At 59.3% G+C, this 12587-nt stretch carries 10 protein-coding genes; 4 read left to right on the top strand and 6 right to left on the bottom strand.

The genetic code is table 11. The features are described 5' to 3' along the window. Positions 1-35: 35 nt before the first annotated feature. The gene (locus tag J7416_RS02815; RefSeq protein ID WP_209222853.1) at positions 36-1256 is read right to left on the bottom strand and encodes an N-acetylmuramoyl-L-alanine amidase; all 1221 of its coding nucleotides are present in this window, start codon (positions 1254-1256) and stop codon (positions 36-38) included. 66 nt (positions 1257-1322) lie between these two features. After that, entirely contained in the window at positions 1323-2486 is a 1164-nt protein-coding gene (locus tag J7416_RS02810; RefSeq protein ID WP_209222851.1) for an aminotransferase class I/II-fold pyridoxal phosphate-dependent enzyme, read from the bottom strand. Here J7416_RS02810 and J7416_RS02805 point away from each other — a divergent pair. From J7416_RS02805 to J7416_RS02795, 3 genes are all read left to right on the top strand, one after another. Continuing rightward, positions 2485-3867, top strand: a complete 1383-nt coding sequence (locus J7416_RS02805) for a M48 family metalloprotease (protein WP_209222849.1) — start codon at positions 2485-2487, stop codon at positions 3865-3867. The genes J7416_RS02810 and J7416_RS02805 overlap by 2 nt on opposite strands. Continuing rightward, complete coding sequence (locus J7416_RS02800; protein WP_209222847.1) at positions 3864-4622, top strand: DsbA family protein; 759 nt, start codon at positions 3864-3866, stop codon at positions 4620-4622. Before J7416_RS02805 ends, J7416_RS02800 begins: the two co-directional genes overlap by 4 nt. 171 nt (positions 4623-4793) lie before the next feature. Further along, the gene (locus tag J7416_RS02795; protein ID WP_209222845.1) at positions 4794-5369 is read left to right on the top strand and encodes a ubiquinol cytochrome C oxidoreductase; all 576 of its coding nucleotides are present in this window, start codon (positions 4794-4796) and stop codon (positions 5367-5369) included. Positions 5370-5376: 7 nt separating this feature from the next. On the opposite strand, the gene ispG is transcribed toward J7416_RS02795, so the two are convergent. The 3 genes from ispG to hemA all read right to left on the bottom strand — a co-directional run bounded on the left by ispG (position 5377) and on the right by hemA (position 9136). Beyond that, entirely contained in the window at positions 5377-6498 is a 1122-nt protein-coding gene (gene ispG / locus J7416_RS02790) for a flavodoxin-dependent (E)-4-hydroxy-3-methylbut-2-enyl-diphosphate synthase (protein ID WP_209222843.1), read from the bottom strand. Positions 6499-6568: 70 nt separating this feature from the next. Next, positions 6569-7783, bottom strand: coding sequence for a helix-turn-helix domain-containing protein (locus tag J7416_RS02785; protein ID WP_209222841.1), 1215 nt, complete (start codon positions 7781-7783; stop codon positions 6569-6571). 129 nt (positions 7784-7912) lie between these two features. Beyond that, positions 7913-9136, bottom strand: coding sequence for a 5-aminolevulinate synthase (gene hemA / locus J7416_RS02780; protein WP_209222839.1), 1224 nt, complete (start codon positions 9134-9136; stop codon positions 7913-7915). Between the two features lie 334 nt (positions 9137-9470). On the opposite strand from hemA, the gene J7416_RS02775 reads away from it, so the two are divergent. Then, on the top strand, positions 9471-10856 hold the full coding sequence (locus J7416_RS02775) for a M20/M25/M40 family metallo-hydrolase (protein ID WP_209222837.1): 1386 nt from the start codon (positions 9471-9473) through the stop codon (positions 10854-10856). A 129-nt stretch (positions 10857-10985) separates the two neighbouring features. Here J7416_RS02775 and lpdA read toward each other — a convergent pair whose 3' ends face one another. Next, on the bottom strand, positions 10986-12380 hold the full coding sequence (gene lpdA / locus J7416_RS02770) for a dihydrolipoyl dehydrogenase (RefSeq protein ID WP_209222834.1): 1395 nt from the start codon (positions 12378-12380) through the stop codon (positions 10986-10988). Positions 12381-12587 lie beyond the last annotated feature (207 nt).

Raw genomic sequence — 12587 nt, 5'->3', positions numbered from 1 at the left:
ACGATGGCCAATAATAGCCTGTTTACGCCGCAGGGTCACTGACCAATCAGCGATCTTTTGATCCGGTCTTCCTGCCGCCACTTCTTCAGACCCTCTACGATGCCCTGCGCCATGCCCATCCGCCATTCCGGGTTCCGGATGTTTTTCAGGTCCCGAGGACTGGACAAAAAGCCAAGCTCCACCAAAACCGATGGGATGTCAGCAGCCTTCAGAACCGAGAAAGAGGCGGTGCGGATCGGTCTGCTGTTCATCGGGCCACCTTGCTGCGTCATGCCATCGGCCAACGCACGGGCCAACGCATCGGTGCGGGGTTTGGTTTCCTGCCGTGCGATATCCAGCAACACGTCGGCCACCTGATCATCTGCGCCGCTTAGGTCGATGCCAGCGATCAGATCCCCGCGGTCATGACGTTCGGCCAGCTTGTCACTGGCCACGTCCGAGGCGGCTTCGGACAAGGTATAAACCGCCGCCCCGTGCGCCCGCCCCTCGGACAGAATGTCTGCGTGCAGTGAGATGAATACATCCGCCCCTGCCCGGTGCGCCAACGCGATGCGCCGTTCCAGCGAGACGAATTGATCATCCACCCGCGTCATCACAACCTCGAACCCACCGGCCCTCAGCATCTGTTCCCGCAGCTCGCGGGCAAAGGTCAGCATCAGGGTCTTTTCGTTCGAGCCGTCTACTTCGGCCCCCGGATCAATGCCGCCATGGCCGGGGTCCAGCATCACCCGCAGCGCGCCGGATGCACCCTGACGTGGCACAGCAGGTGTCACCGCAGGTTCTGGCAAATCCCACCCCTGCTGACGGGGTACGCCCGAACCTGCGGCAAATGTATCGAAATCGGTACCCATCAGGATCAGCGACAGGTGCGCCCCACCCGTGGTCTCATCAATGCGCAACTCAGCGCTGTCGACGGCCAAGGGTGCACCCAATTCCAGAACCATCCGCGACCAGCCCGGGACATAGGCGCCAAATTGCACGCCGCTGATGCGGTCGCTTTGCAAAAACGTATTGGGATCAAGACCGGTCCAGTCGACCTCCTGAAAATCCAGAACCATGCGATAGGGATCGCGCAGGGAGAACACTCGATACGGCACGCCCTGACTAAGGCCCAGATCGATGCGCACTCCAGCGCGGCCTTCATCGACAATCCGGCTGTCATCCGGCACCACACGCGCAAGAGCGCTGAAATCATGCGCGACAGCAGCCGTCGTCAGCGCCCAAAACAGCGCGATGGCGTAGAAGATCCTGCTCATGGCCTCAAGTTTTCCCGAGATCGTTTAACCGATACCCTAACGCATCCGGGTCGCGTTGTGAACGGCTCAGGCCTGTTCTTTGATCGCGCCGCGCTGAGCCATAAAACGGTGCAGTCGAAGCAGACCCTCTTCGATATCCGCCGTGGACCGGGCGTAGGAAAACCGCAGGGTGGAATGCCCCCGTTTCGGATCGAAATCCAAACCCGGCGTGACGGCCACCCCGGCCTTGTCCAAAACCTCAGCCGCAAAGGCGCGGCTGTCGTCGGTCAGGTCAGAGACATCGGCGTAAACATAAAACGCCCCATCAGGTGGCGCGATGTTGGTAAAGCCCGCCTTGGGCAGACCGTCCAGCATCAGCGCGCGGTTGCGGCGATAAACATCCAGATTGGCCTGCAATTCTTCTTCGCAATCCATCGCTGCAAGTGCGGCCACCTGGCTGGCATGAGGGGCACAGATGAACATGTTCTGCGCGATCCGTTCGACCACGCGCACCTGATCCTCGGGCACCACCATCCAGCCAACCCGCCAACCGGTCATCGAGAAGTACTTGGAGAACGAGTTGATCACATAGCACTCGTCCGTTAGCTCAAGCGCGGTGACGGCTTTGGCCTCGTATTCGAGGCCGTGGTAAATCTCATCGCTGATAAAAGACGCGCCCTGCCCCTGCGCAGCCTCGATCAAGGACCCCATCGCAGAGTGATCCAGCATAGTGCCTGTGGGGTTCGCCGGCGATGCGACCATCAGGCCTTGCAGGTCAAGACTGGCGAAATCCGACGGAACCGGCTGCAGGCGGTTCTCGGGCGCGGTTGGCAGATCCACCGGCACCAAGCCCAGTGCTTTCAGAATCTGCCGGTAAGACGGATAGCCCGGCGCTCCGATCCCGACCCGATCACCACTGTCGAACAAGGCGGTGAAAGTCAGCAGAAACCCGCCGGACGACCCGGGCGTGATCACCACGCGTTCGGGGTTCAGGTCGACGTTGTACCACTCACCATAAAGGCGTGCGATCCGTTGCCGCAGTGCAGGCAGACCCAACGCCACGGTGTAGCCCAGCGGGCCTTGCTCCATCGCTTTGGCCAAAGCCTCGGTCGCGCCTTTGGGTGCACCGGTTCCAGGCTGGCCGACCTCCATATGGATTATGTGGCGACCAGCCTCTTCGGCTTTACGCGCGGCCTCCATCACGTCCATCACGATGAAGGGATCGACCCCGGACCGGGTTGAGTTTCTCATGCCCATCTCCCATGTTGCAGCCATGGCTTTTGAACGCGTATCAAGGCTGGCGTCAATCCCGGCCCTGTTGCTGATTGCAGTGACATGGGTGAGCAGCGCGTCGCAGTCCAGCGCCCAAAGTCTGATCCGTGACCCAGACATCGAACACGGCCTGCGTGAGCTGGCCTTTCCCATCCTGCGCGCCGCTGGGCTGAACACCAATCGCGTGCGGATCCTGGTTGTCAACGACAGCACGTTCAATGCGTTCGTCATAGATTACAACGCGATCTACGTGAATTACGGGCTGATCCTGTCCGTCGAAACCCCCGAGATGCTGCAGGCCGTGATCGCCCACGAAGCCGCCCACATCGCCAACGGCCATCTGGCCCGACGCATCGAAAACATGCGCGCAGCACAGCGCAATTCGCAGCTGGGCACTGCTCTGGCCCTTGTTGTTGCCGCCGCCGGAGGTGGAGAGGCCGCAGCCGGCATCGCCGCTGGCACCTCGGGTGCGGCGCTGCGCAGCTTTCTAGGGCACACGCGGGCCGAGGAATCCTCGGCTGATCGCAGCTCGGCCAGCTATTTGCGCGCTGCGGGGATTTCGCCCAGCGGTATGGTCGCCCTGCACCAGAAATTCGCAGGTCAGGAATTGCTGAGCACCGCAAATCAGGACCCTTACATGCGGTCCCACCCGACCAGTCGCGAACGCCTGCGCGCTGCCCAGGCTTTTATGGGAGAGTTCAGTGATCAGGCCCCCGCCAACCCCAATGCCGATTACTGGTTCGCGCGGGTTAAGGGTAAGCTGTCAGCCTTCCTTCGCTCGCCCGGCTGGACCCTGCGCCGCGCCAAAGAAGAAACCGCGCAGGACATTCGCCTGATGCGCGAAGCTGCCGCATACCACCAGAACCGCGATCTGCCCCGTGCGCGCGCCGCGATCGACGCGGCTCTGGAGATCCGGCCCGACGACCCGTTCTACTACGAACTCAAGGGGCAAATCCTGTTAGAAAACAGACAGCTGACCGAGGCTGTTAAAGCCTATGGTCATGCCGTTGATATGTTGCCGAACGATCCCTTGCTGATGGCAGGCTACGGGCGGGCGTTGCTGGCCGACGGGCAGACACAGGCCGCGCTCGATGTGCTTGAAAAGGCGCGCGCACGGGATTATCGCAATGCAAGACTGATGCAGGATCTTGGCATGGCCTATGCCAAGGTCGGAAACAACGGTATGGCCTCGGCTGTGACCGCCGAAAGATATGCGCTGCAGGGCCGGTTGGCCGATGCAGGCATCCACGCAAGACGCGCCGTCGGGCAATTGCCCGAAGGCTCACCAGGTTGGCAACGGGCACAGGATGTGCTGATTGCCTCGGAACACGCGAAGAAAAAGAAAAGGAAACGGAAATGATCCTCAGACATGCCGCTCCCGCCCTTCTGGGGCTTTCCCTGATCACCGGCCCCGCGCAGGCGCTGGACCTGAGCACCATGAGCGATGCCGAACGTGAACAGTTTGGTGCGCAGGTTCGCGAATACCTGCTGGAAAATCCCGAAGTGATCATCGAGGCGATCAACATCCTGGAACAGCGCAATGCTGCTGCTGAAGCCGCCGCTGACAAGGATCTGGTCGCCGCCAACGCCGAAGAGCTGTTCAACGACGGCTATAGCTGGGTGGGCGGCAACCCCGAAGGCGACATCACCCTGGTCGAGTTCATGGACTATCGCTGTGGCTATTGCCGCCGCGCTGTGCCCGAAGTGGCAAGCCTGCTGGCCGAAGACGGCAACATCCGCCTTGTGATCAAAGAATTCCCGATTTTGGGCGACGCTTCGGTCCTGTCCTCGCGCTTTGCCGTCGCAACCAAGCATGTTGCTGGCGACGATGCCTACAAACAGGTGCACGATGCGCTGCTGGAGTTCACCGGCGAACCGTCAGAGGTTGCCCTGCGCCGCATTTCGGACGGTCTGGGCCTGGACAGCGACGCCATCATCGCCGCGATGGACAGCGAGCAGGTGACCGACGAAATCACCCGTACCCGCGCTCTGGCGCAACGCATGCAGATTTCCGGCACACCTTCCTTTGTGCTGGGCACCGAAATGCTGCGCGGCTTCCTGCCTGCGGATCAAATGCTGCAGATTGCAAACGGTGTTCGGGCGGAACGCGGGTAACTTGTACGGGGCGGTCATGCCGCCCCTTCACATCTTTGCCTGGAGCGCCGGATCGTTGGTCCGGCCCTTCTGCTTACTGCTTCATTACCAAACGCACTTTCCTTTGGAGGGGTGTTTCGATAACCATTCAACCACAGATAGATTGGTTACTCAGAATTTGAGCGCGCAGACATGAAGACAAAAGGCGTAACCCTTTACTACGTGACCGCTTTTTGGGCTGTGCTGACACTTGCAATCGGACTGTATTACCTGTTCTCAGGCACAACCACCACGGCGGACGTCAAAGTCCGCGCTGCGAACTCTGCAACCTCCGTCGAGATTGGAAGCTGGGACCCTGGCGACGCAAAAATCCTGAACCTCAGGGGGAAGCCGGTTGTCATTTGGCGCCGGGATAAGGATGAAATGGCAAGGGCTTTGGCGCAATTTGACCCGACGATCCCGTTAGAGGACTGGTCTGAGGCGATAAACTCTGGCGCGCTTGAGCGGGGGCTTGAGCCAGAGGCATTCGCCAACGTCGAATGGTTCATCGCCAGCCCGATCAGCACGGCGGGGCCTGGCTGCATTGTGCAAAAAAAAGCTGGCGACTTTGACGGGTTCTTTGATCCCTGCGCTGGGGTCCACTACGATATGTTGGGCCGCCCACAAAAGGGCCCGACCAACATCAACCTGAAGGCGCCGGCCCGCACGATCGACCCGGACGGGCAACGCGTAACAATTTCACTCTTTGGACTGCCAGCAACCAGATAAGCCGGTTTTACTCCGCCGCCTCACGCGTCGCGCCCAGTTCTGCCGCCTTCTTCTCGACCTCTTCAACGATGTGCTCGATCATCTGATCGTTGGACATCTTGTGGCTGGCCTTGCCCGCCAGATAGACCATACCTGACCCTGCCCCGCCGCCAGTAAAGCCCACGTCGGTCATCAGTGCCTCACCCGGGCCGTTCACCACGCACCCGATGATCGACAGGCTCATCGGAGTTTTGATGTGTTCTAACCGTTGCTCCAAAGCCTCGACAGTCTTGATCACGTCAAAACCCTGCCGCGCGCAGGAGGGGCACGAGATGATGTTCACACCGCGATGGCGCAGGCCAAGGGATTTGAGAATTTCATAGCCGACCTTGACCTCTTCGACCGGATCGGCAGACAGGCTGACACGGATCGTGTCGCCGATGCCCATCCACAACAGATTGCCCAGACCAATCGCTGATTTGATGGTGCCGGACACAAGCCCGCCGGCCTCGGTAATCCCAAGGTGGATCGGTGCGTCGGTGGCCTCGGCGATGCCCTGATAGGCCGCAGCAGACAGGAAAACATCGCTGGCTTTCACGCTGATCTTGAATTCGTGGAAATCGTTGTCCTGCAGGATACGGATATGTTCCAACCCGCTTTCGACCATCGCGTCGGGGCACGGCTCGCCGTATTTCTCAAGCAGGTGCTTTTCCAGACTGCCTGCGTTCACACCAATACGGATCGAGCAATTGTGGTCGCGCGCGGCCTGAATGACCTCTTTCACGCGGTCCTCGCTGCCGATATTGCCCGGGTTGATCCGCAGACAAGCGGCCCCGGCCTCGGCGGCCTCGATCCCGCGGCGGTAGTGGAAGTGAATGTCCGCCACGATGGGCACCGGGCTTTCGCGCACAATCTCTTTCAGGGCTTTCGACGACGCCTCATCGGGGACGGACACACGCACAATGTCCGCGCCCGCTTCGGCAGCGGCCTGAACCTGCGCCACGGTCGCTGCCACATCCGTTGTCAGCGTGTTGGTCATCGTCTGAACAGCGATGGGCGCGTCACCCCCGACGGGGACGTTTCCGACCATGATCTGGCGGGATTTACGGCGATAGATGTTCTTCCACGGGCGAACGTGATTGAGAGACATGAGGACGGGTCCAAAGCTGCCAGAGTTGCGTCTTAGATAGTCCGCCTACCCGGCTACCGCAATGGCCAGATCACTCGGCCGGGGCTTCGGTGACCTGTGCCTGAAGTTCCGCTACCAACTGCTTGAGTGCGCTGTTCTGCTCGGCCTCGAGATCGGCAACCTCATAACGTTCGGAAACCGCATCCTTGGACAGCACAACACCTTTGGTCACCGTACCCGGTGCACCAACGGGGCCGTAATGCGCGCCATTCATCGAGAAATAGACAGAGCCCGAAGCCCCCGCGCGCAGTTGGGGCGGCTCTTCGGTCAGGGGAATTTCAAACGTGCTGCCCTGTTCGACCGTACCCAGGGTGCCTTCGAACAGAACGCTGCCATCTGCAGCGCGGATGCGCATCCAGGACGGCGCGACCGCTACGATTCTCAACGCGGTGTCTACCTGTTCGACGACCTGTGGCAAGGTGGGGCGTTCCACCGTGTGCACTTCGGCCACTTCGACCTTCGGCGGCTCGGGTGGGCGGAATGTGCCAACGGTGCGCGGATCCAGAGTGGCGATGGGGGCATCCCGGGCCACGAGAACCGGCACATCCAACGCCTGCGGGCGATAGAGGCGGTCCAGCGCTTCGGGCGTTGGCGCAGCGGAATCTGCTGCCTCTGCCAGTTCGAGCGGAGCACGCGCCGCGTCCAGCGGATCAAGATCGGACAGAACGACGGGTGCTTGTTCGACCGGGCTGACCTGAACCTGCTGGATTCGGTTCAGGACCGACCAGCCGCCGTAGCCAATACCGCAAATCACGGCCAGCAGAACCAAAGACGACCCAATCGCGCGCGGTTCGATCTGACTGACCAGAGACTCCCGGCCAGGAACATATGGCGTATTCGGAGAGATGAACGGATCGCGCCCCATCGGTCCGCGCGCAGGCAAACCACCAGATGGTTTGCGTACGACCGATGCCTCGGCGGACATGCCATGCGCCACTTCAAACCCGCTTTCGGCACAGAAGGTGGCAAAAGTCTCGTCCGGGTTCATACCCAGATAACGGGCATAAGAACGCACATACCCGGCGATAAAGCCGGGTGTGTCAAACGCATCGGGATCAGCGTCTTCTATGGCAGCAATGTAGTTGGCTTTGATCCGCAGTTCGCGCTGAACATCCAGAAGGGACTTGCCCATTGTCGCGCGCTCACCACGCATTCTGTCGCCAAGCCGCACTTCATAGTCGTCGAAGCCCTTTGGCCGGACGTCTGTGTCGTCTTCGGAATCGCGCTGTGATCTGCGCCCAATCATTCCTGCTGCCCCATTCTGCCTTCTGCGCGTTACACGCTAACGACGAATCGATCCCATAACGATTCGTGCGTCCCTTTTGTTAGGATAAGCTTAACACGCGACAAGCGTATTGCACACTTTGGCGTGAGGTTAACCTGCAAGTTCGGCGCGATTTAGCGCACAATGTGACCAAAGTTCGTCCATCGCTTGGATCAAACGGTTCATTTCACCCGGTCCGTGAACCGGCGACGGGGTAAACCGCAGACGCTCTGTGCCGCGCGGCACAGTGGGGAAGTTGATCGGCTGAACGTAGATTCCATAGTCATCCAGCAGCCGGTCGCTGAGAATTTTGGTATGCACCGGGTCACCTACGATCACCGGAACAATGTGGCTGCCGTGATCGATCAGGGGCAAGCCCATCCCTTTCAGACGCAGCTTGAGGATCTTGGCTTGGGTCTGGTGCTGTTCGCGCAGTTCTGGCGCGCTCTTGAGATAGGCAACCGAAGCCGCAGCACCCGCCGCCACCGCTGGCGGCAGAGAGGTCGTAAAGATGAAGCCCGGAGCATAAGACCGCACGGCGTCACACATTTTCTCGCTTGCCGCGATATAGCCGCCCATTACGCCATAGGCTTTGGCCAGCGTTCCGTTGATGATGTCGATGCGATGGGCCAGACGATCACGCTCGGTCACACCGCCACCACGCTGGCCGTACATGCCAACCGCGTGCACTTCGTCGATATAAGTCAGAGCGCCAAACTCGTCTGCCAGATCACAAATCTCTTCGATCGGGCCAAAATCGCCGTCCATCGAATAGACGGATTCGAAGGCGATCAACTTGGGGGCCGCAGGGTCGTCAGCCTCGAGCAGTTCACGCAGGTGGGCGACGTCATTATGACGGAAAATCCGCTTGGCACCGCCGTTGCGGCGCACACCTTCGATCATCGAGGCATGGTTCAGCGCGTCAGAATAGATGATCAGCCCGGGGAACAGCTTGGGCAGCGTGCTGAGCGTCGCGTCGTTCGCGATATATGCACTGGTGAACAACAAGGCGGATTCCTTGCCGTGCAGATCGGCCAACTCAGCCTCAAGACGCTTGTGATACACCGTCGTGCCCGAGATGTTACGGGTTCCGCCCGAACCGGCACCTGCAGCGTCAACCGCTTCGTGCATGGCTTCCAGAACGACCGGATGCTGCCCCATCCCAAGATAGTCATTGCCACACCACACAGTGATGTTCTGCTGTGACCCGTCAGGGCGTGTCCGTACGGCGTGCGGGAAATGACCATTCCGGCGTTCGATATCAATAAAGGTCCGGTAGCGACCTTCATCATGCAGCTTGGCTATCGCCGTATCGAGCTGAGCAGTATAATCCACCGGTTTCTCCTTCTGCGCCCGACATTTGCGTTTGTTTGCCGAACCCGTTGTTCCCTCAGATGACAGGCTTTGCTGTCCCTTCGGTGTCGCTTCCCCTAGAATAACGTGCCTAGCGTCAATCTCGGAGTCGCAACTTTGATCTGCATCAATTATCCCTGATCGCGCCTTTCGACAAGTAAAGTTACGGCCATCGGACGCGAGGAAACGACGCAGGCAACCCTGCGACCTGAAACAGGTTTCCTATCTTATCACCGATTTCCTGCTGATACAGGCTGGACGGCGCTGCCGGTGCTGTTAGGTTCCGCTGCAATTCACGACCATTCAGGAGACGCTCATGTCACTAGACGCTGTTCTGAGCAGGATCGACGCCGATCTGTCCACATCCATCGACCGGCTGATGGAGTTTCTGCGCATCCCGTCGATTTCAACCGACCCTGCCTATAACGAGCAGGTCGAACAGGCCGCCGACTGGCTTGTCGCCGACCTGCAAAGCATCGGCATCGCCGCCGAAAAACGGCTGACAACCGGGCACCCGATGGTCGTTGGCCATGTGGGCGAAGACGGCGACGCCCCGCACGTCCTGTTCTATGGCCACTATGACGTGCAGCCGGTTGACCCGCTCGAACTATGGAAGCGCGACCCGTTTGACCCGGCACTGGAAGACACTGAAAACGGTCAGGTCATCCGTGGCCGTGGCTCGTCGGACGACAAGGGCCAGCTGATGACCTTTGTCGAGGCCTGCCGTGCGTGGAAGGCTGTTAACGGCACCCCGCCCTGTCGCATCACGTTTTTCTTCGAAGGCGAAGAAGAATCCGGCTCGCCCTCGCTGGTCCCTTTCCTCGAGGCCAACAAAGACGAGCTGAAAGCCGATCTGGCACTGGTCTGCGACACCTCGATGGTCTCACGCGGCGTGCCGTCCATCGCGTCGCAACTGCGCGGTATGCTCAAGGATGAGTTTACCATCATCGGCCCCCGCATCGATCTGCACTCGGGCCACTATGGCGGCCCCGGCCTGAACCCTCTGCGCGAGTTGTCCAAGATCGTCGCATCCTTCTATGACGACGAAACCGGTCGGGTCGCCGTCGACGGTTTTTATGAAGGCGTCCACGAAGTGCCCGCCGAGCAGTTGCGCCAATGGGAAAACTGCGGGTTCAATGAAGCTGAATACCTGAATTCGGTCGGCTACTCCCAACCACATGGCGAAAAAGGCTATTCCACGCTGGAACAGCAATGGGCGCGCCCGACGCTGGAAGTGAACGGCCTTTGGGGCGGCTACAACGGCGCAGGCTCCAAGACCGTGATCCCCTCCGAGGCACATTGCAAAATCACCTGCCGCCTTGTGGGCGATATGGACCCCGACGCGCTGCGCGACAAAATCCGCAAACACGTCGAAGATCGCCTTTCTCCAGACGCAAAGGTTGTCTGGGACAACGACCTCGAAGGCTCACCTGCATCCGTCATGAACCTCGACCGCCCCGAATTCGAAGCGGCCCGCGGCGCGCTGTCCGATGAATGGGACCGTGAGGCGGTCTTTACAGGAATGGGCGGATCAATTCCGGTTGTTGGTTACTTCGATACCGTTCTTGGCCTGGATTCAATGCTGGTCGGCTACGCCAATGACGACGATGCTATCCATTCACCCAACGAAAAGTATGATGTAAAAAGCTACCACAAGGGCATCCGGTCCTGGGCCCGTATTTTGGACGCATTGAACAAATAGAACTTTTGCGAGGCTCTGCCTCGCGCTCCGGGATATTTGAGGCCAGATGAATAAAGGATCCCTTGCTTCATCTGGCTGAAAATATCCCGGGGGAGACGCCCGCAGGGCGGCGGGGGCAGAGCCCCCTTTTTACATGTGGATCACACGCCCATAGGCGTCCAGCACGCTTTCATGCATCATCTCTGACAGCGTCGGATGCGGGAAGACCGTGTTCATCAGGTCTTCTTCCGTGGTTTCCAACTGTCGACCGACGACATAGCCCTGAATCAATTCGGTAACCTCTGCGCCGATCATGTGCGCCCCCAGCAACTCACCGGTTTTTGCGTCGAAAACGGTTTTGATCAGCCCTTCAGGTTCACCCAAAGCAATCGCCTTCCCATTGCCGATGAAGGGGAACTTGCCGACCTTGACCTCATAGCCAAGTTCTTTTGCCTTTGCTTCCGTGTATCCGACCGATGCGACCTGCGGTTGGCAATAGGTGCATCCCGCGATGCTTTCGGGTTTTACGGGATGCGCATGCTGGCCAGCAATAAGTTCGGCGACCATGACACCTTCGTGGCTGGCCTTGTGTGCAAGCCAAGGCGCGCCCGCGATGTCACCAATTGCATAGAGGCCGTCGACACCCGTGCGGCAATACTCATCTGTAACCACGTGGGTCCGATCGATCTTGACGCCCAGAGCTTCGAGCCCGAGGTTTTCGACATTGCCTACGATCCCAACAGCCGAGATCACGGTATCAAACTCGTGCTTTTCGACCTTGCCGCCGGTTTCGATATGGGCGGTGACCTTACCCTTGGCCCGGTCCAATTGCTTGACCATCGCCTTTTCCATGATCTTCATGCCCTGCTTGGTGAAAGCTTTCTTGGCAAAGGCGCTGATTTCGGCGTCTTCGACCGGCAGAACACGGTCCATGACTTCGACAACGGTCGTATCTGCACCAAGCGTGTTGTAGAAGCTGGCGAATTCGATCCCGATCGCGCCGGACCCGATAACCAGAAGCTTCTTGGGCATACGCGGCGGCATAAGCGCATGTTTGTATGTCCAGACGAGATCGCCGTCCGCCTCAAGCCCTGGCAGTTCGCGAGCGCGGGCACCGGTGGCGAGAATAACATTCTTGGCCGTCAGCTCTTCGTTACCCTTGTCGGTTTTGACGCTGACTTTGCCTTTCGCGGGGATCGTTGCCTCACCCATGATGACGGTGACCTTGTTCTTTTTCAGAAGGTGACCCACACCGCTTGTCAGCTGCTTGGCTACCCCGCGCGAGCGTTTTACTACCGCGTCCAGGTCATAGTCGATCTTGTCTGCGCTCAGGCCAAAATCCTTGGCGCGCTCCATCAAGTGGAACACTTCGGACGACCGCAGAAGTGCCTTTGTCGGGATGCATCCCCAATTGAGGCAGATGCCGCCCAGATGTTCGCGTTCAACTACGGCTGTTTTCAGTCCCAGCTGTGCGGCACGGATAGCAGCCACATAACCGCCCGGACCGGCGCCAATTACGATCAGATCAAAAGATTGTGCAGCCATGTTTCCCTCTCGGCGCAGGTCGATTCAGAAATTAGTTTACCATTAAACTAAATCTCGAAACGCATCAACATATTGCCCCCGCGACAAATGCGACGCAGGGTAAGGCAGCGCGATATGCGCTGTTTTCAGCCTATACCGCACGCCCTTCAATGGCTAGAACAGAGACACCGGCCCCACGCGGACCCTGTGAAACCCAAGTCATTTGAA

The organism is Ruegeria sp. R14_0 (genome assembly GCF_017743975.1).
GTDB lineage: Bacteria > Pseudomonadota > Alphaproteobacteria > Rhodobacterales > Rhodobacteraceae > Ruegeria.
The sequence above is the reverse complement of the archived record's forward strand: the minus strand, read 5'-3'. Positions and strand labels throughout refer to the sequence as shown.